Genomic DNA, 18,388 nt, shown 5'->3' on the forward strand with positions numbered 1-18,388 from the left:
CATGGTCGAATCAAGCAATCACGCGGGTCGCTGTGGCGTCCAGCTTGGGAGGATTCTCAAAAGTGTGGAATGGGGCAGGCGATGGCACTTCCCACTCCAGACCTTCTGCTGCTTCCCAGGGTTTCTGAGGCGCTTTCTCGCCTTGACCACGCATGGCAGGCACCACGATGAACAAGAAGAAGTAAACCTGAGCAAAACCGAAGAAGAAGGCACCTACGGATGCGATCATGTTGAAGTCGGTGAACTGCATGGGGTAGTCGGCGTAACGACGTGGCATGCCCGCCAGACCCAGGAAGTGCATCGGGAAGAAGGTGACGTTGAAGGAGATCAGCGACCACCAGAAATGCAGTTTGCCGCGGCCTTCGCTGTACATCACACCGGTCCACTTGGGAGCCCAGTAGTAGAAACCAGCGAACAAGGCGAACAAGGAACCGGCCACCAGCACGTAGTGGAAGTGGGCCACCACGTAATACGTGTCTTGCATCTGAATATCGATAGGTGCCATCGACAAAATCAGACCGGTGAAGCCGCCCATGGTGAACACGAAGATGAAACCCACTGCAAACAACATGGGCGTTTCAAAGGTCATGGAACCGCGCCACATGGTGGCGATCCAGTTGAAGATCTTCACGGCGGTCGGCACAGCGATCAGCATCGTGGCGTACATGAAGAACAGCTGACCGGTCACAGGCATGCCGGTCGTGAACATGTGGTGCGCCCAGACGATGAACGACAAAATCGCGATCGACGAAGTGGCGTACACCATGGAGGCGTAGCCGAACAGCTTTTTGCGCGAGAAGGCAGGCACGATCTGGCTGATGATGCCGAAGGCCGGCAAGATCATGATGTACACCTCGGGGTGACCGAAGAACCAGAAGATGTGCTGGTACATGACCGGATCACCGCCGCCAGCAGGGTTGAAGAAGCTGGTGCCAAAGTGGCGGTCTGTCAGCGTCATGGTGATCGCGCCAGCCAACACAGGCATCACGGCGATCAGCAGGTAAGCGGTGATCAACCAAGTCCATGCGAACATGGGCATCTTCATCAAGGTCATGCCAGGTGCGCGCATGTTCAGGATGGTCACGATGATGTTGATCGAACCCATGATGGACGAAGCACCCAGGATGTGCATGGCAAAAATACCAGCATCCATGGAAGGACCCATTTGCAGGGTCAAAGGTGCATAAAGAGTCCAACCGGCAGCAGGTGCGCCGCCAGGCATGAAGAACGAACCCACCAGCATCAATGCGGCAGGAATCATCAGCCAGAAGCTGAAGTTGTTCATGCGGGCAAAGGCCATGTCGGAGGCGCCCACTTGCAAAGGCAGCATCCAGTTCGCAAAGCCCACGAAGGCCGGCATGATCGCACCGAACACCATGATGATGCCGTGCATGGTGGTGAATTGGTTGAACAACTCAGGGTTGACGATCTGCAGGCCAGGCTGGAACAGCTCGGCGCGGATCAACAAAGCCAACACGCCACCCACCATGAGCATGGCAAAGCTGAACAGGAGGTACAGGGTACCAATGTCTTTGTGGTTGGTCGCGTAGACCCAGCGACGCCAGCCCGCAGGTGCGTGCCCGTGGTCGTCGTGGGCATGATCGTGATGGTCGAGAACGGCACTCATCTTGATTTCCTCTTATTTAATGCGGTACTGACTTACTTGCGTGCGGCCAACACTTCGGCTGGTTGCACGATCTGCCCGGTCTTGTTGGACCAGTTGTTTTTGGTGTACGTGATCACTGCAGCGATCTCGGTGTCCGACAATTGCTTCCATGCAGGCATGGTTCCATTGTTTTGACCGTTGAGCAAGACAGCAATTTGTTTGGCCTTATCGGCATCCAGAACAACGGCTGCTCCATCCAATGCCTTGATCGAACCAGCGCCCTTGCCGTTGGCTTGGTGGCAGGCGGCGCAGTTGGCGGCATACACTTTTTCGCCACGCTTGGCCAAGTCATCCAGGGCCCAGACTTTGGCTGGATCATCGGCTTTGGCGGCTTGTTTTTTCTTCTCGGCATCAACCCAAGCGGTGTAGTCAGCAGCAGACAGCACTTTCACGTGGATAGGCATGTACGCGTGCTCTTTGCCGCACAGCTCAGCACACTGACCGTAGAAATCGCCGGTCTTTTCGGCGCGGAACCAAGTGTCACGCACAAAACCAGGGATAGCGTCTTGTTTGATGCCGAATGCGGGCACCATGAAAGCGTGGATCACGTCGTTGGCAGTGGTGATCACGCGCACTTTTTGACCCACTGGCACCACCAAAGGATTGTCCACTTTGAGCAGGTAATTGTCGCCTTGTGGCTTACCGGCATCCGACATGGCGCGATGCGAGGAATCCAGGGTAGAGATGTAGCTCAGACCTTCGCCTTGACCCTTGATGTAGTCATAGCCCCATTTCCACTGGTAGCCCGTGACCTTCACGGTCAAGTCGGCGTTGGTGGTGTCTTTTTGGGCCACCAGCACCTTGGTGGCGGGCAGCGCCATCAAGATCACGATCAGGAAAGGCACAGCGGTCCAGACGACCTCCACGGTGATGGATTCGGTGAAGGTCGCAGGTTTGTGACCCACCGACTTGCGGTGCTTCCAGATGGAATAGAACATGACCGCGAAAACGGCGATGAACACCACGGTACAGATGATCAACATCATCCAGTGCAACCAGTGCTGCTCTTCAGCGATTTTGGTCGCTGGCGCTGCAAAGTTGAGCTGATTGACCGAAGGGCCACCCGGCAAGTCATTGACGGCATGAGCGGCAGTAGCCAGCCAAGCGCCTGCAAAAATGCCCGCGCGCGACAGCAGCGAAGCCAATTTGTTGGAAATGATCTTCATAGTTCTCACTAACTTCCAAGTCTCTGTTGAACCCACACCAGCGGCATGCCAAGCGACCGCCTGAAACGCCACAGGCCTCACGCGGTGCGCAAGGCCCTTCTGATTTCTCGCGCCAGCAATTGCCGGAGCTCCGGGCGTATGAAACGCCCCACCTGCACCGAACGACCCTGGCCTGACAACTCGATCAGACTGTGGTCGCCCGATTCAGGCTCGACCCTCACCCATTGACGCGCAAACTCTGCCCGCTCGCGCCGGCCTGCAGTTTCCAGCTCAACGACCAGATGGGGCCCTTGCAATGAAATCCACTCACCGTCGGTCGCGTGGCGGGCATAGGCCAGAAAAGCCCAACCCACCAGAATAAGCTCCAAACCCGCAAACGTCAGCACCAGCGTCGCCCCCTGAAACCAAAAGAATAAGCCAATGGCCAAGGAGACTGCACACAGAGAGCCGTAAAACCACCCCAACTGGGATGGCGTTACCGAACAATTGCGCCTGAGCCGCCAATCAATGGAAGGCCCGGACACCTGCGCGAACTGGTAAACCGGATTTGACACGCGTCAACTTTCAATAACCTAACGCGCCCAAGGGCGCGCAATTTGGCTAAATAACTGCGGATTTTAACCGAGTTACGAGGGGCTTTTGATAAAAATCAAACCTTATCGGACAAGTCAGAAGACCGGCGCAGCATTTGGCGCATCTGATCCAGCCCGATTTCCGTTTGCGCAGTCACCGCCGCATGCGGCTGAGGCTTGAGCGCATGGCCATAAACGATTTCAAAGCTCAAAGACAGACGCCCCGCATCCTCAGGCTTGGCCAAGGCCATCAGGGCATCGGCCAGTTGCTGGCGCCAACGCCGCCCACGCAAACCTGCAAAGCGCTGCGTGTTGAGGTTGCGCCCCAATTCGCGCAACTCGGCCAGCAAACGCTCGGGCGTTTCATACGTCAAAGTGATGCGTTCCATGTCCATGACCGGCTCGGCAAAGCCCGCCTGCACCAGCATGTCCCCCCAATCGTGCATGTCGGTGAACTCGTGCGCAGGCGCAGGCCAGCCTTGTTGCGCATACAGCCCACGCAATTCGCGCAAAGTGTCCGGGCCGAAACAGGAAAACATCAAAAACCCATCGACCGCCAACGCCTGGTGCCACTGCTTGAGCAAACCCTGCGGCGCAGGCGACGCGTGCAACTGCATATTGGCCCAGACCATCTGAACCGACGCTTCTGGCGGCAACCCCATGTGCACGCGCGGCCCCGTCCAGTGGGCAGGCTGCCACCAAGCGGCCTTCAGGGCGTCTTGCGCGGCGTTGGCCTCCGCCGCGAGGGCGCTGGTCAGCCAGACATCGCCCTCGCGGTAGCGTTGCTGCAAAGCCTTGTGCGCCTGCAGTCCGCCGCGCAAAGGCTCCCAATGGGCCCACCGGCGCGGTTGCAGCTTGATGAAATCCAGGCGCTCTTGCATGCGCGACGCCACCTCCTCATGCAACCAGGGCGATACCGAGGTCGCCACAGGATAGGCCGCCCAGCGGGCAGCGGCGACAGGATCAAGCGAAGGGGGACGTTCGGGTGCGGACATGGCCAGGGGAAAGAGAACTTCAAAGCCAAGAACACGCGCACAGGCAACCTGGCGCACTTGTCCTCAGGACGTTGGCGGCAGTATATTGATTAAATGTGGTCCAAGTTGTTCAAGGGGATGGCCTCACCGTTGGCCCTGCACCGGCCAGGCGGGGTTTGGCGCTGGCTACCCAGCCGCTGCGCTGTGTGCCGCAGCTGGCCGCAAGCGCCCTTGTGCGACACCTGCATCAGCCACTTTGCCCAGCCCTTGGCGCGGTGCGCAACCTGTGCCCTGCCCCTGACGGCCACCTCGGTGCTTCGGCCACAACGCTGTGGCGCGTGCCTTCAATCGCCTCCTCCGCTGGACCTGTGCCTGACCGCCACCGCTTATGCCTGGCCTTGGGTGGACCTGATCGCTCAGCTCAAATTTCACCAACAAGCTGGGTGGGCAGCGCCTTTGGCCACACTCATGCTGAGTGCGCCTTGGGTCGAAGACACGCTGGCCCAAGCAGACACCGTGCTGCCCATCCCGCTTTCACCCGAACGCCTGGCCGAGCGGGGGTACAACCAGTCGCTGCTGCTGGCGCGCCAGTTGTCCCCCGACAAAACGGACGATCGCTTGTTGCTGCGCACCCGCCACACCCCGTCCCAACGCAGCTTGCCACGCGCCGAACGACTGGCCAATTTGGTCGGGGCTTTTGCGGTGGACCCCCTGCGTGCCGCAGAGATTCGGGGGCAACGCATTGTGCTGGTGGACGATGTCATGACCAGCGGCGCTTCACTGCACACGGCCGCACAAGTTTTGCGCCAAGCCGGTGCGGCCCACATCAGCGCCGTGGTGTTGGCCCGCACCGAAGCCGACACGGCGTGAAAACCACTTGCCATCAACGGGCACAATACCGCCCATGTTTCATATCGTCCTGGTCGAACCCGAAATCCCGCCCAACACGGGCAACGTCATCCGCCTGGCGGCCAACACCGGCTGCACCCTGCATTTGATCGAGCCACTGGGCTTCTCGATGGACGACAGGCACATGCGCCGGGCGGGCCTGGACTACCACGAGTACGCCGCTTTGTGCCGTCACGAGAATTGGGAAGCTTTTTTGGCCAGCGAGCAACCCGTTGCCGATCGCATGTTTGCGCTGACCACCAAGGGCAGCCGCGTGGCGCACACGGTGGCGTTTCAGGCCGGTGACTGGCTGGTGTTTGGGGCCGAGACGCGCGGCCTGTCGCCCGAATTGCGCGAAACATTCCCCCTGGCACAGCGCATCAAGCTGCCCATGCGCGAAGGCCAGCGCAGCCTGAATTTATCGAATGCCGTGGCCGTGACCGTGTTCGAGGCCTGGCGGCAAAACGGCTTTGGCGGCGCCCTGTTGGACGCCCCCCACACTCAAACGTAAAGACGCGCCAGCGATTCGGCCACACACACTGGCTTGTCGCTGCCCTCGCGCTCGACCGTCACATTCCACTGCACCTGCAGCCCGCCCTCAATGGGTGTGGCCGAATGCAAATGCAGATGACCCCGCAAACGGCTGCCCACCAGCACCGGGGCCATGAAGCGGACCTTGTTCAGACCATAGTTGACACCCATGCGGGCTTCGGTCACTTCAACGGTCTTGTCAAAAAACTGGGGCAACAAAGACAGCGTCAAAAAGCCATGCGCAATCGGGCCGCCAAAAGGGCCTTGCTTGGCACGCTCCACATCGACGTGGATCCACTGGTGGTCGCCGGTTGCATCAGCGAACTGGTTGACTTGTTGCTGGGTGATCTCCACCCATTCGGTGGTGGCCACGTCCTGGCCGACGCAAGCGGCCAGATCGGCCATGGTTTGAAAGGTTTTCATGACACCCACTTTAGTCAGGCCTGCGCTTTCGGGCTGTCCAGGCTGTGACAGCCCTGCAGCACCGACCTCAGGACGCAGTTGCTGGAGTTGTTGGCGCAGCTGTTCCAGCTGATCGCGGTAATTCTGCGCATCGCCGTAATCCACAAAACCACTGTAATAAGGATGCGCTTGCATGACGCGGCGCGCATGTTTGATCGGGCACCAATACTGCTCGGTCAGACCCACCACCTCGCGCATGTAGGCCGCCAAGCCATTGCCATACGAGCAATAAGCGCAGTTGATTTTCTCCAGCACGTTCAGATAAGCCAGGTGCGCCCGGTCAAAGACAAAGTAATCCGAGCGCTTGACGCGTGGCATGCGGTACAGCGGAAAGCACACCCACTGGTACAACGTCACAAAAGCATCGAGCAGCAGCATCGGCAAGAGCACCGGGTAGATGAAAGGCACGATCAGCACATGCCGCCAGTCAGCGGTCAGCACATACTTGAACACCCCTTCCTTGAAGCGCCTTTGCTGCGCCAGAACTTCGGTTTCAAACCGGACCTTGCGGTTCTCAAAATCAGCCTGCAACTGCTGGCGCCGTTGCTGAAACTCTTGTTCGATCTGCGCCTCCAGCGCCCGGATGCGTTTGACAAATTCACCAATGTTGTCGTCCATGGTCGTCCTTTGAATCTCGGTTACCCGATGGCATGCATTTTCATGACCTGGGTCAAGCCCATCTGCGCAACACTGCGGCACATTGGTCAACAGCCACCATGACACAGAACCACCTTAACACCCTTGAGGGCCTGAGCACAGTGCAAGCAGCCACGCGCCTGGCCGAAGACGGCCCCAACGACATCACGCAAACGCCTCGGCGCTCTTTGCCAAGGCGCTTGCTGGACATGCTGCGTCAACCCATGTTCGCCCTGCTGGTGGCCGCAGCCGTGCTCTACATGGCACTGGGCGACTTAACGGAAGGTCTGACGCTGGGCGTGTTTGTGCTCGCGGTGCTGGTCCTGACTTTCTACCAGGAAGGCAAATCCGAAGCCTCCATCCAGGCGCTGCGCGACTTGACGCAAGCGCAGGCCCAAGTGATCCGATCAGGTCAAAAACTGCAAGTGCCTGCCCGCAATGTCGTGACGGGTGACTTGCTCGTCTTGTCCGAAGGTGACCGCGTGGCCGCCGATGGGCAATTGCTGAACGCCAACAACCTGCAAATCGACGAATCGCTGTTGACCGGTGAATCGGTGCCCGTCAACAAGTCCACCGACGACAGTGACAACGCGGTCCATGCGGGCAGCTTCGTCGTGCGGGGTCAAGGCCTGGCCCGCGTCACCGCCACCGGCCAACGCAGCCAGATCGGGCGCATTGGCCAATCGCTGGGCCAGCTGACATCGGGCACCACGCCGCTGCAGGCGCAAACCGCGCAGCTGGTGCAAAGGCTGGCGATCATCGTGCTCGTCTTGTGCATCACCATGGTCCTCACGCTGGGCCTGCGCTCGGGCCAGTGGATACCGGCCTTGCTCTCCGGCATCGCCTTGGCCATGGCCATCTTGCCTGAGGAATACCCGGTGGTGCTGACCATCTTTCCGGCACTGGGCGCACACCGCCTGACGCGTGAAGGCGTGCTGACCCGGCGCATCAACGCGATCGAAACGCTGGGGGCCACCACGGTGCTGTGCACCGACAAAACCGGCACCCTTACCCAAAACCGCATGACCGTGACAGCCATGGCGGTCGGATCGGCGGATGCGCCGCTGATCGCCTCGCTGGCCACGCCCACCACTGCACTGCCCCAGGCTTTTCATCCCCTGCTGGAACACGCCATCCTGGCCAGCGCACCCGAGCCCTTCGACCCGATGGAGACGGCCTTTCACAGCTCAGGACAAACCCACTTGGCGCAAACCCCGCACCTGCACGGCGACGACTGGCGACTGGTGCAAAGCTACGCCCTGAGCCCGCAACTCAAAGCCATGTCACACGTCTGGCAATTCGACGAAGGGCTGGACCGCGTCGTGTCCGCCAAAGGCGCCCCTGAAGCCGTGATGGACCTGTGCCACCTGAGCGAGGCCGATCAGCAAGCCTGGTCCCACACCATCGACAGCATGGCCGCACAAGGCCTGCGCGTCTTGGCCGTGGCACAAAGCCGATTTGAAGGCAATGACTGGCCCGAAACAGCCCACGCCTTCGCCTTTGAATGGCTGGGCCTGATTGGCCTGACCGACCCCTTGCGGCCCGAGATCCCGCAAGCCATGGCCGAATGCCAGTCGGCCGGCATTCGCGTGATCATGATCACGGGCGACTACCCGGCCACCGCACAGGTGATCGCCCAGCAAGCCGGTTTGCCGCCCGGCCAGACCTTGACCGGCGATGCACTCGATCAGCTCAGCGACGAAGCCCTGCACGCCTTGCTGCCCCAGGTCAGCGTGTGCGCCCGCATCTCGCCCCACCAGAAGCTGCGCATCGTGCAAGCCCTGCAAGCCCATGGCGAAGTGGTGACCATGACCGGTGATGGGGTCAACGATGCCCCGGCCCTGCAGGCGGCGCATGTGGGCGTGGCCATGGGCCTGCGCGGCACCGATGTGGCCCGCGAAGCCGCCGACCTGGTGCTGGTGGACGACAACTTTGCATCCATCGTGCGCGGCATCCGTGTGGGGCGCCGCATCTTTGGCAACCTGCAAAAGTCCATGCGCTACATCTTTGCCATCCACATCCCGATCGCCGGCATCGCCCTCGCTCCGATGGTAATGGCCTGGCCTGCCCTGATGCTGCCGCTGCATGTGGCCCTGCTGGAGCTGGTCATCGATCCGGCTTGCTCCATCGCCTTTGAAAATGAACCGGCCGATGCCAACGTGATGCAACGCCCACCCCGAGATACCCGCGCCGCGCTGTTTGGCGCGAAAGACATTGCTCTGGCTTTGGCGCAAGGCCTGCTGGTCCTGGCCTGCGTGGGCTTGAGCTACGCCTGGGCCAAGGGCTGGATCAAGGGCGGCGCCACGCCCGCATTGAGCGAAGAAGAAACCCGCGCCATGGTCTTCGTCACGCTGGTGTTGGGTTATGCCGCGCTGATCGTGGTCAACCGCGCACCACCTGGCCAGTTTCTGGCCAGCCTGCGCGTGCCAAATCCATCGGCCTGGGGCGTGATCTTGATGGCTTGGGCTTTGGTAGTGCTGGGCATGCAGTGGCCGTGGCTGGCCATGGCCCTGAAATTTGCGCCCTTGACAGTCTGGCCGTGGGCCGTCGCGCTGGGCTCGGGCGGGCTCAGCCTCTTGGCGATGGTGAGCCTGCATTGGCTCTTGGACCAGCACCAGGCCCGTCGGCCTTGAATGAAAAACGCCCAGACCGGGGAAGCCGGTCTGGGCGTCATGGATGCAGAACGCTCAGTGGCTTTTCGCCGTCACTTCGGGTTCAGCGTAAATGGTGCCGCCAAACTTCAAAGCTGAATGTTCACGCTTGGACTGGAGCAAGGGGTAAAACATCTGGTGGTACCAGCGCTCCTGACCAAACAGCTTGTCATCGATCAAGCCCACCTTGGCGGGGTATTGGCGTGTGATGTGGGCGCTGCCAAACAAGATGTCCCAAAAGAACAGCAGGTTGCCAAAGTTGCCTTTGTAGTGACCGATGCCATCGTTGTTGGTGATGGCGTGGTGCGCCCAATGCGTGGCCGGTGTCGAGATGGTGCGCTCCAACACCCACATGAGCGGATGCAAAGCACGGATGCGGTACAGCGGCTCGTCCCAACGCCATGCACAGTGGGCACCCAGAATCACAAACAACTTGACCGCGATGTACAGGGCATAAACCAGACCGCCAAAACCCAGGAACAGCAATGCACCGGCAAACCACAAGCCGGGCATCATCAGGTAATAAAAGAAGTTGTTGCGGAAGGTCACACGGATGCTCATGTACTCGGCCGAGTGGTGCGCGCGGTGCAGGGGCCACAAAAATGGCGAGTGCGACAGGCGGTGCCACCAATACTGCGTCATATCGTCAAAGATCAAGAGCACACCCACCATGCCCCACCAGGGCATGTCGGCCAAGACACCTTTGAACTCAGGGAAAAATGCATGCCCGAGCTTGGAGGTCACCAAAATGGCCAGCGGCTGCGTGACCGCCAGAACACTCAGGAACATCAGCACTTCAAGCTTGGTGTCATTGGTGGTGGCATTGACGTTGTGCTTGTAGCGTCGGCTCACGAACTCCATCATGGCAAAGCCCAAGATGGTGCAAACCACCAAGGCGTTTTGAATCTGCGCAGCAGTCATCGTCTGTTTCCTTTTGTAGGCTTTGACTGTTTAGACTTTCAACGGTCAAAGTATCACGAAGATAACCCTTTAGGCCCCAAGCATCCATTCGGGTAATCCCCGCGTATGCATGCGCAAGCTCAAACCATCTTTTGTGATGGATTCAAGGGACTGTGCGCGGCCACTGGCGAACAGGTCATACAAAGGCGAAGACGACAACACCGTCATACAACTGCCACAGTTTCGTCATCGCCATTTCATTCGAAAAGACGAAATTAAGCTTTTTGAATGGCACGTTGGCCCAAGACCATGCACCACCCCCATCAGATCAACGAAGACCAAATGCGCCAACTGCGCGAAGACCTGCTGGACAGTCTGGACGAAGAACTCGAACTGGAACTGGACGACCGCATCACGGAAAGCGGCGCATGCAGCCCCGAAAGTGTGAATACACGTGTGCGCTATTTCCGTGAATTGCTGCGCCTGCAATCTGAACTCGTCATGCTGCAAGACTGGGTGGTCAAAACCGGCCACCGCATGGTGATCCTGTATGAAGGCCGCGATGCCGCCGGCAAAGGCGGCGTGATCAAGCGCATCACGCAGCGCCTGAACCCTCGCGTGTGTCGCGTGGCCGCCCTGCCCGCCCCCAACGACCGCGAAAAAACCCAGTGGTACTTCCAGCGCTACATCTCACACTTGCCCGCAGCAGGCGAAATCGTGTTGTTTGACCGCAGCTGGTACAACCGCGCGAGGGTCGAAAAAGTCATGGGCTTTTGCAACGACGAGGAATACGAAGAATTCTTCCGATCCGTGCCCGAGTTCGAGAAGATGCTGGTGCGCAGCGGCATTCAGTTGGTGAAGTATTGGTTTTCCATCACCGACGACGAACAGCATGCCCGCTTTTTGGGCCGCATCCACGATCCGCTGAAACAGTGGAAATTGAGCCCTATGGACCTGGAAAGCCGCCGCCGCTGGGAAGACTACACCCAGGCCAAGGAGACCATGATCGAACGCACCCACATCCCCGAAGCCCCATGGTGGGTGGTGCAAGCGGTGGACAAGAAGAAAGCACGTCTGAACTGCATTGACCATTTGCTCGGCCAAGTGCCTTATCACGAGATCGAGCACCCCCAGATCAATCTGCCGGGTCGCGTGCGCAACCCGGACTACATACGTCACCCGGTGCCACAAGACATGATCGTTCCAGAGAAATACTGATCAGCGCAAGATCATCCCGCCTGGGGCTCCAGGCGGCTGACAGGCAAGACCAGCATGAAGGTCGATCCCTGCCCCACATGGCTTTCGATGCGCAACTCTCCGCCATGGCGTTGCGCCACATGTTTGGTGATGGCCAGACCCAAACCCGTGCCCCCCGTCTCGCGCGAGCGGCTGCGGTCCACCCGGTAGAAGCGCTCGGACAAACGTGGCAAATGTTCGGGCGCAATGCCCGGGCCCGTGTCGTTCACCGACAAGATGACTTGCTCGGCGTCACGTGTCCAAGCCACCCGGATCGTTCCCCCGGCTGGGGTGTAGCGCACCGCATTGCTCACCAGGTTGGAAATCGCACTGAGCAACTCCGACCGCACACCCAACAAAACCCATGCGGGAGCAGGCTCGAACAAGAGCTCGTGCACACAACGGCGTTGGTCACTGTCTTGCCCAGACAGCATCGCCGACAAAGCCTGTGCATCCGAAGCGACCTGGGTCATCATTTCCTGCACGGAAATTTTCTCATTCATGCCGGGCGGCAAACTGCCCTCCAGCTGCGACAAGGTCAGCAAATCGGCCACCAGACTTTGCATGCGGGAAGCTTGCACCGCCATCAGGTCCAGATAACGCTGACGCTCGTCCTCGGGCAAAGGGATCGATTGCAAGGTTTCCACAAAACCGCTCAACACCGTCAGCGGGGTGCGAATTTCATGCGATACATTGGCCACAAAGTCGCGCCGCATGGCATCGGCCAAGGCAATCGAAGTGATGTCCCGCGTGAGCAGCAACTGACGCCCCTCACCGTAGGCATGCAGCTGAACCGACAGCTTGACACTGTGTGCCACCGACTGAGAGCGGCCTTCAATCACCACCTCGGCATCGTGCTGGGTCTGCGCAAAATACTTGGCAAAAACCGGATCGCGCACCAGATGCACCACATGCTGCAAGCGGTCACGCCGGATGTCCAAGCCCAAATGTGCAGCGGCTGTGTCATTGAACCATTCAATGCGGCCCTGATCGTCCAGCAAGGTCACCCCATTGGGCGAGGCCTGAATGGCCTGCAGAAAATGCTGCAACCGTTGCTCATGCACCGCCACTTGTTTGTCGCGTTGTTTGATCAAACGCTGAATGCGTTGTGCAATCTCCAGCCAAAGGCCGCGCCACGCAACATCGCTGTTCAGATCGGGCCCAGCCAGCCAGCGCTCCAGCCTCTGCAACTTCCAGACCATCGCGCCAAAGCAGAGGCTGGCCGCAGCCAGCGCGGATGCAGCTGCGACGAATGCGCCCGACAGCCACCAGCCAAGGCCCGCGGCCAGCGCTGTCCAGAGCAGGAGTGAAAAAACCGGCATGAGCATGGCGAGATTCCCGATCAGACCGCTGGCGAACCGGTCAGGCGGTAACCCGCCCCACGGACGGTCTCGATCATGGCACCCGCCTCACCCAAAGATTCACGCAAGCGTTTGACGTGCACGTCCACCGTGCGCTCTTCGATGTACACATGGTCGCCCCAAATTTTGTCGAGCAACATGCCACGGGTGTGCACGCGTTCGGGGTGACGCATCAGGTACTGCAAGAGCTTGAATTCGGTCGGCCCCACCTTCAACGGCTTGTCTTGCCAGCTCACGCGGTAGGTGTCCGCATCCAGTTGCAACTCGGCGATCTTGACCAGCCCACCGGCAGACTCTGGCACACGGCGGCGCAAGACGGCGCGGATACGGGCCAGCAGTTCGCGCGGCGAAAAAGGCTTGACGATGTAATCGTCCGCGCCAGCATCCAGCCCGGCCACTCGGTCGGCCTCATCGCCACGCGCGGTCAGCATCAGGATGGGCACGGCCTTGGTGCGCGCCGCAGAGCGCCACCGACGTGCCAGCGCCAAACCACTCTCTCCGGGCAACATCCAGTCCAGCAAGATCACATCGGGCAAGACTTCATCCAGCTCACGCTGGGCGGACTCGGCGTCCATGGCCCACACCGGTTGAAAGCCGTTGTGGCGCAAGTTCACCGAGATGAGTTCCGCAATCGCCGACTCGTCTTCGACAATCAGAATTCTGGGCAGGCTTCTCATTTGACGGCTTGTTCAATGTCCGACAAAGCGGTGTGACGCACATCAGCGCCCTTGACCACGTAAATCACAAACTCGGCGATGTTCTTGGCGTGGTCACCGATGCGCTCGATCGCTTTGGCCACGAACAGCAAGTCCAGGCTGGCCGAGATCGTGCGAGGGTCTTCCATCATGTAGGTGACCAGTTTGCGCACAAAGCCATTGAACTCGGCATCGATCAGGTCGTCTTCTTTCAAGATCACCAATGCGGTGTTGACATCCAGACGCGCGAAGGCATCGAGCGACTTGCGCAGCAAGCCAGATGCCAAATCGGAGGCGATGCGCAGCTCGGACGATGGCAAATTGCGTGGGCTGCCCTGATCGAGAATCTGCTTGACCATGCGGGCAATGCGCTCGGCCTCGTCACCAGCGCGCTCCAGGTTGCCAGTGATCTTGGAGATCGCCATCAGAAGACGCAAATCGCGTGCGGTGGGCTGGCGGCGGGCGATGATCGAAGCCAATTCGGCATCGATCTCGACTTCCATGGTGTTGACCTGCTTTTCGCTGGCGATCACCTGATCGGCCACTTCGGCGCTGAACTGGGCCAGGGCGTAGACCGCGTGACGGGTCTGCGACTCCACCAAACCACCCAACTCCAGAACCCGCGAGGACACGTTGGTCAGGTCGGCATCGAATTGACTTGAAATGTGCTTGTCCATGTTTTGCTCCTGATCAGCCGAAACGGCCGGTGATGTAGTCTTCGGTTTCCTGGCGGGCGGGCTTCATGAAGATCTGTTCGGTCTGACCAAACTCCATCAACTCACCCAGGTACATGTAGGCCGTGAAGTCCGACACACGCGCCGCTTGCTGCATGTTGTGGGTCACGATGGCCACGGTGTGGTCTTTCTTCAGCTCGCTCACCAGCTCTTCCACCTTGGCGGTCGAGATGGGGTCCAGGGCCGAGGTGGGCTCGTCCAGCAAGATGACTTTGGGCTTGACCGCCACGGTGCGCGCAATGCACAAACGCTGCTGCTGACCACCCGACAAGGACAAACCGCTTTGCCCGAGCTTGTCTTTGACCTCTGTCCAGATCGCCGCCTTGGTCAGCGCCCATTCCACGCGCTCGTCCATGTCCGAGCGGCTCAAGTTTTCATACAAGCGGATGCCAAAAGCGATGTTGTCGTAGATCGACATCGGGAAGGGTGTGGGCTTTTGGAAGACCATGCCCACACGGGCACGCAGCAAGTTCAGGTCTTGCTTGCTGTCCAGAATGTTCTGACCATAAAAATTGATCTCGCCTTCGGCACGTTGACCGGGATACAGGCTGTACATGCGGTTGAGCGTGCGCAGCAAGGTGGACTTGCCGCAACCCGAAGGGCCAATGAAAGCGGTGACCTTGTTTTCGGCAATGTCCAGGTTGACATTCTTCAGACCCTTGAAGGCGCCATAAAAAAAGTTCAAGTTGCGGATTTCAATCGCGTTTTTCAATGGCAGGTTTTGCGTTGTGGGCATTGGAAATTCCATCCATTCAAAAAGATTAGCCTTGGGCTTTTTCGCGGAAAAACACGCGGGCCAAGATGTTCAGGATCAAAACTGTCAAGGTGATCAGCAAGGCGCCGCCCCAGGCCAGACGCACCCAGTTGTCGTAAGGGCTCATGGCGAACTGGAAGATCACCACCGGCAAGTTCGCCATCGGGGCGTTCATGTTGGTCGAGAAGAACTGGTTGTTCAAAGCGGTGAACAGCAAAGGCGCCGTCTCGCCGCTGATGCGGGCCAGTGCCAGCAACAAACCGGTCATCACGCCTGATTTGGCCGCACGCAAAGTGATGAAGGTGGCCACCTTCCAGCGCGGTGCACCCAAGGCAAAGGCCGCTTCACGCAAGCTGCCGGGCACCAGGCGCAGCATGTTTTCGGTGGTGCGCACCACCACGGGCACCGCGATCAAGGACAAGGCCAAAGAACCGGCCCAGCCCGAGAAGTGCTGCACCTGTGCCACCAGCACCGCATACACAAACAGACCCAACACGATGGACGGGGCAGACAACATGATGTCGGTCACAAAGCGGGTGAGCTCTGCGGTTTTGCTTTGGTCGCCGTATTCGGCCAGGTACACCCCGGCGAAGATGCCGATGGGTGTGCTGACAAAAGCCGTCACCAGCACCATCATCAAGCTGCCCACGATGGCATTGGCCAAGCCACCGCCTTCGGAGCCGGGGGCCGGTGTGGATTGCGTGAACATGGCCCAATCCAGTGCGGCCAAGCCATTGGACAGCAGCACAAACAAGATCCACAGCAAGACGAACAGGCCCAGGCCCATCGCCGTCAAAGACAAAGTCAAACCGATCCGGTTGGCCACTTGTCTGCGTTTGTAAATTTTCAGATCCATCGTATTTCTCCAGTGCGGGGCATCAGGTCTTGGTGCCCTTGGCTTTTTCTGCGCGGATCAACATGATCTTGGCAGCGCTCAAGACGATGAAGGTGATCACGAACAGCAAGAAGCCCAATGCGAACAAGGTGGACAAGTGAAAGTCCGCCGCTTCACCAAACTCGTTGGCCAAGGTCGAAGCGATGGTGGTGCCGGGCGAAAACAAGGAAGCGCTCAGGCGCTGCGAATTGCCAATCACGAAAGTCACCGCCATGGTCTCGCCCAAAGCACGGCCCAAGCCCAACATGACGCCACCGATCACACCCTTTTGGGTGTAAGGCAAGACGATGCTGCGCACCACCTCCCAGGTGGTGCAGCCCAGGCCATAAGCCGACTCGCGCAAGATGGGCGGCACGATCTCAAACACATCGCGCATGACGGCGGCGATGAAGGGCACGATCATGAACGCCAGCACAATGCCCGCGGCCAAAATGCCCACACCGTTCATGGCACCACCAAACAGGCTGCCGATGATGGGCATCTGACCCAGCGTCGATTGCAAGGCGGGTTGACCATACTCGGCAAACAGCGGCGCAAAGATGAACAGACCGAACATGCCGTAAATGATGGACGGCACGGCCGCCAGCAACTCGATGGCCGTACCCAATGGACGGCGCAAATAAGTCGGGCAGGTTTCGGTCAAAAACAAGGCAATGCCAAATGACAAGGGCACGGCAATCAGCAAGGCGATCAATGCGCTGACCAAAGTACCGAAGATGGCAATCGCGGCGCCAAACTCTTCATTGACGATGTCCCACTCGACACGCCAGATGAACTGGAAACCGAATTTGGCCAATGCCGGCCAGGCATTGATCAGCAAGGAAATGATGATGCCCATCAGGGCAAACAAGACCAGCAGAGAAAAACTCAGGGTGATCTTGTGGAAAAAGAAATCCTGGATGCGTTGACGCTTCACGACGGACAGCATGTTGTGATCGGGCGCATGGCTGGCCTGTTCGATCGGGTCCATTTGAATTCCTTGTGACAACTGCATGGTGTTTACCACTTTGAACAAAAACCCCTCACCCCGGAAGGTGAGGGGTCAGGGGGCCGGACACCCGGCCTCCAGAACACATCACTTGATCTCGGTCCAGACCTTGCTGCGGATCTGGCTTGTGAGACTGTCTGGCAGCGGCACATAGTCCAGGTCAGAAGCCATCTTCTTGCCGTTCTTGAAAGCCCAGTCAAAGAACTTCAGGACTTCATCCGAAGAAGCTTTGTCGGCAGGCTTTTTGTACATCAAGATGAACGAGGCGGTGCTGATGGGCCAGCTGTCATTGCCCTTGGCGTTGACCATCGACACACCCATGCCTGGCACGCTGAACCAGTCGGCGCCGGCAGCGGCAGCCGCAAAAGTCAGGTCGTCAGGGCTGACGTATTTGCCGGAGGCATTGAGCAACTGCAAAAAGTTCATGTTGTTTTTCTTGACGTAGGCGTATTCCACGTAACCCACAGCGCCTTTGACGCGGTTGACGTTGGCAGCCACGCCTTCGTTGCCCTTACCACCCACAGAAGAGTCCGCTGGCCACTTGACCGCAGCGCCCTTGCCCACTTTGTCGGACCAGTCTTTGCTGACCGCGCTCAGGTAGTCGGTGAAGTTGAAGGTGGTGCCCGAGCCGTCGGCGCGGTGCACCACGGTGATGGCTTGGTCAGGCAAGCTCTTGCCAGGGTTCAAGGCAGCCAGTTTGGCATCGTTCCATTTGGTGATGGTGCCCAGGTAAATGTCGGCCAGCACAGGGCCGCTGATGCGCAGCTCGCCTGGCTTGAAGCCTTGCAGGTTCACCACAGGCACTGTGCCGCCGATGATGGCCGGGAACTGCACCATGCCGTCTTTGTCCAGATCGGCACCCGACACGGGGGCGTCAGACGCACCAAATGTCACCGTTTTGGCACGGATTTGCTTCAGACCGCCCGAAGAACCAATCGATTGGTAGTTCAAGCCTGTGCCCGTGGCGGCCTTGTAAGCCTCCGCCCATTTGGCGTACATGGGGTAGGGGAAGGTGGCGCCAGCGCCGGTGATGTCGGCAGCCCAGCTGGTGGCGGCCAAAACGCTCAAGCCCACGGCGGCAATCACGGATTTCATTTTCAACATTTCAACTCCTGGTTCAGGGTCATCAAAAGACAGGAGGTCAGGAATTTGACCGCCCTTTCATTCATGGAATCGAATTTAACGGTCGATTGTGACAAGAATGTGTCAAACAAAAAACGGCTGTGTTTCAGCGCACGGAAGCCAAGGGCGGTCATCGCCATGATGGCCTTATATGCCG

At 59.1% G+C, this 18,388-nt stretch carries 18 protein-coding genes; 4 read left to right on the forward strand and 14 right to left on the reverse strand.

Annotated features, from left to right (window positions below; translation table 11 throughout):
• Positions 1-10 precede the first annotated feature (10 nt).
• The 4 genes from ctaD to Q1W40_RS08000 all read right to left on the reverse strand — a co-directional run bounded on the left by ctaD (position 11) and on the right by Q1W40_RS08000 (position 4,399).
• Positions 11-1,627: a cytochrome c oxidase subunit I gene (gene ctaD / locus Q1W40_RS07985; RefSeq protein WP_300710781.1), complete on the reverse strand. Its 1,617-nt coding sequence runs from the start codon at positions 1,625-1,627 to the stop codon at positions 11-13.
• 32 nt (positions 1,628-1,659) lie between these two features.
• Positions 1,660-2,832 carry a cytochrome c oxidase subunit II gene (coxB, locus tag Q1W40_RS07990; protein ID WP_300710783.1) on the reverse strand — a complete coding sequence of 391 codons (1,173 nt, stop codon included), beginning with the start codon at positions 2,830-2,832 and terminating at the stop codon, positions 1,660-1,662.
• A gap of 77 nt (positions 2,833-2,909) precedes the next feature.
• A complete protein-coding gene (locus Q1W40_RS07995) occupies positions 2,910-3,386 on the reverse strand; it encodes a DUF2244 domain-containing protein (RefSeq protein WP_300710784.1) in 477 nt (158 codons plus the stop codon).
• Positions 3,387-3,481: 95 nt separating this feature from the next.
• Positions 3,482-4,399, reverse strand: coding sequence for a biotin synthase (locus Q1W40_RS08000; protein ID WP_300710787.1), 918 nt, complete (start codon positions 4,397-4,399; stop codon positions 3,482-3,484).
• Between the two features lie 93 nt (positions 4,400-4,492).
• Between Q1W40_RS08000 and Q1W40_RS08005 the strand changes: the two genes are divergently transcribed.
• Both Q1W40_RS08005 and trmL read left to right on the forward strand, forming a co-directional pair.
• Positions 4,493-5,248 (forward strand): ComF family protein, encoded by a 756-nt coding sequence (locus Q1W40_RS08005; protein WP_300710789.1) that lies wholly within the window; start codon positions 4,493-4,495, stop codon positions 5,246-5,248.
• A 34-nt stretch (positions 5,249-5,282) separates the two neighbouring features.
• Complete coding sequence (gene trmL, locus Q1W40_RS08010) at positions 5,283-5,777, forward strand: tRNA (uridine(34)/cytosine(34)/5-carboxymethylaminomethyluridine(34)-2'-O)-methyltransferase TrmL (RefSeq protein WP_300710791.1); 495 nt, start codon at positions 5,283-5,285, stop codon at positions 5,775-5,777.
• Here trmL and Q1W40_RS08015 read toward each other — a convergent pair.
• Positions 5,768-6,220 carry a MaoC family dehydratase gene (locus Q1W40_RS08015; RefSeq protein WP_300710974.1) on the reverse strand — a complete coding sequence of 151 codons (453 nt, stop codon included), beginning with the start codon at positions 6,218-6,220 and terminating at the stop codon, positions 5,768-5,770. The genes trmL and Q1W40_RS08015 overlap by 10 nt on opposite strands.
• 755 nt (positions 6,221-6,975) lie before the next feature.
• Between Q1W40_RS08015 and Q1W40_RS08020 the strand changes: the two genes are divergently transcribed.
• Entirely contained in the window at positions 6,976-9,528 is a 2,553-nt protein-coding gene (locus Q1W40_RS08020) for a cation-translocating P-type ATPase (protein ID WP_300710793.1), read from the forward strand.
• 54 nt (positions 9,529-9,582) lie between these two features.
• Here Q1W40_RS08020 and Q1W40_RS08025 read toward each other — a convergent pair whose 3' ends face one another.
• Positions 9,583-10,467, reverse strand: a complete 885-nt coding sequence (locus tag Q1W40_RS08025; RefSeq protein ID WP_300710795.1) for a sterol desaturase family protein — start codon at positions 10,465-10,467, stop codon at positions 9,583-9,585.
• Positions 10,468-10,755: 288 nt separating this feature from the next.
• Here Q1W40_RS08025 and ppk2 point away from each other — a divergent pair, with 288 nt between their 5' ends.
• A complete protein-coding gene (gene ppk2, locus Q1W40_RS08030; protein WP_300710797.1) occupies positions 10,756-11,664 on the forward strand; it encodes a polyphosphate kinase 2 in 909 nt (302 codons plus the stop codon).
• 11 nt (positions 11,665-11,675) lie between these two features.
• On the opposite strand, the gene phoR is transcribed toward ppk2, so the two are convergent.
• From phoR to Q1W40_RS08070, 8 genes are all read right to left on the reverse strand, one after another.
• Positions 11,676-13,010: a phosphate regulon sensor histidine kinase PhoR gene (gene phoR / locus Q1W40_RS08035; protein ID WP_300710799.1), complete on the reverse strand. Its 1,335-nt coding sequence runs from the start codon at positions 13,008-13,010 to the stop codon at positions 11,676-11,678.
• Between the two features lie 14 nt (positions 13,011-13,024).
• Positions 13,025-13,720, reverse strand: a complete 696-nt coding sequence (gene phoB / locus Q1W40_RS08040) for a phosphate regulon transcriptional regulator PhoB (protein ID WP_300710801.1) — start codon at positions 13,718-13,720, stop codon at positions 13,025-13,027.
• Complete coding sequence (gene phoU / locus Q1W40_RS08045; protein ID WP_300710803.1) at positions 13,717-14,415, reverse strand: phosphate signaling complex protein PhoU; 699 nt, start codon at positions 14,413-14,415, stop codon at positions 13,717-13,719. The genes phoB and phoU overlap by 4 nt, the downstream gene beginning before the upstream one ends.
• Positions 14,416-14,428: 13 nt before the next feature.
• Entirely contained in the window at positions 14,429-15,208 is a 780-nt protein-coding gene (gene pstB, locus Q1W40_RS08050; protein ID WP_300710805.1) for a phosphate ABC transporter ATP-binding protein PstB, read from the reverse strand.
• Between the two features lie 25 nt (positions 15,209-15,233).
• The gene (pstA, locus tag Q1W40_RS08055) at positions 15,234-16,082 is read right to left on the reverse strand and encodes a phosphate ABC transporter permease PstA (protein ID WP_108326190.1); all 849 of its coding nucleotides are present in this window, start codon (positions 16,080-16,082) and stop codon (positions 15,234-15,236) included.
• A gap of 22 nt (positions 16,083-16,104) precedes the next feature.
• Positions 16,105-17,091 carry a phosphate ABC transporter permease subunit PstC gene (pstC, locus tag Q1W40_RS08060; protein ID WP_300710808.1) on the reverse strand — a complete coding sequence of 329 codons (987 nt, stop codon included), beginning with the start codon at positions 17,089-17,091 and terminating at the stop codon, positions 16,105-16,107.
• Between the two features lie 105 nt (positions 17,092-17,196).
• Positions 17,197-18,213: a phosphate ABC transporter substrate-binding protein PstS gene (gene pstS / locus Q1W40_RS08065; protein WP_300710810.1), complete on the reverse strand. Its 1,017-nt coding sequence runs from the start codon at positions 18,211-18,213 to the stop codon at positions 17,197-17,199.
• Positions 18,207-18,371 carry a hypothetical protein gene (locus Q1W40_RS08070; RefSeq protein WP_300710812.1) on the reverse strand — a complete coding sequence of 55 codons (165 nt, stop codon included), beginning with the start codon at positions 18,369-18,371 and terminating at the stop codon, positions 18,207-18,209. The genes pstS and Q1W40_RS08070 overlap by 7 nt, the downstream gene beginning before the upstream one ends.
• Positions 18,372-18,388: the final 17 nt, after the last annotated feature.

Origin of the sequence: Limnohabitans sp. (assembly GCF_030158565.1) — a bacterium.
GTDB lineage: Bacteria > Pseudomonadota > Gammaproteobacteria > Burkholderiales > Burkholderiaceae_C > Limnohabitans_A.

Bases quoted from the DNA above. Each gene is read 5' to 3' on its own strand.
- ctaD (WP_300710781.1), bottom strand. From the start codon at position 1,627: ATGAGTGCCGTTCTCGACCATCACGATCATGCCCACGACGACCACGGG.
- coxB (WP_300710783.1), bottom strand. From the start codon at position 2,832: ATGAAGATCATTTCCAACAAATTGGCTTCGCTGCTGTCGCGCGCGGGC.
- Q1W40_RS08000 (WP_300710787.1), bottom strand. From the start codon at position 4,399: ATGTCCGCACCCGAACGTCCCCCTTCGCTTGATCCTGTCGCCGCTGCC.
- Q1W40_RS08005 (WP_300710789.1), top strand. From the start codon at position 4,493: ATGTGGTCCAAGTTGTTCAAGGGGATGGCCTCACCGTTGGCCCTGCAC.
- trmL (WP_300710791.1), top strand. From the start codon at position 5,283: ATGTTTCATATCGTCCTGGTCGAACCCGAAATCCCGCCCAACACGGGC.
- Q1W40_RS08015 (WP_300710974.1), bottom strand. From the start codon at position 6,220: ATGAAAACCTTTCAAACCATGGCCGATCTGGCCGCTTGCGTCGGCCAG.
- Q1W40_RS08020 (WP_300710793.1), top strand. From the start codon at position 6,976: ATGACACAGAACCACCTTAACACCCTTGAGGGCCTGAGCACAGTGCAA.
- Q1W40_RS08025 (WP_300710795.1), bottom strand. From the start codon at position 10,467: ATGACTGCTGCGCAGATTCAAAACGCCTTGGTGGTTTGCACCATCTTG.
- ppk2 (WP_300710797.1), top strand. From the start codon at position 10,756: ATGCACCACCCCCATCAGATCAACGAAGACCAAATGCGCCAACTGCGC.
- phoR (WP_300710799.1), bottom strand. From the start codon at position 13,010: ATGCTCATGCCGGTTTTTTCACTCCTGCTCTGGACAGCGCTGGCCGCG.
- phoB (WP_300710801.1), bottom strand. From the start codon at position 13,720: ATGAGAAGCCTGCCCAGAATTCTGATTGTCGAAGACGAGTCGGCGATT.
- phoU (WP_300710803.1), bottom strand. From the start codon at position 14,415: ATGGACAAGCACATTTCAAGTCAATTCGATGCCGACCTGACCAACGTG.
- pstB (WP_300710805.1), bottom strand. From the start codon at position 15,208: ATGCCCACAACGCAAAACCTGCCATTGAAAAACGCGATTGAAATCCGC.
- pstA (WP_108326190.1), bottom strand. From the start codon at position 16,082: ATGGATCTGAAAATTTACAAACGCAGACAAGTGGCCAACCGGATCGGT.
- pstC (WP_300710808.1), bottom strand. From the start codon at position 17,091: ATGGACCCGATCGAACAGGCCAGCCATGCGCCCGATCACAACATGCTG.
- pstS (WP_300710810.1), bottom strand. From the start codon at position 18,213: ATGTTGAAAATGAAATCCGTGATTGCCGCCGTGGGCTTGAGCGTTTTG.
- Q1W40_RS08070 (WP_300710812.1), bottom strand. From the start codon at position 18,371: ATGGCGATGACCGCCCTTGGCTTCCGTGCGCTGAAACACAGCCGTTTT.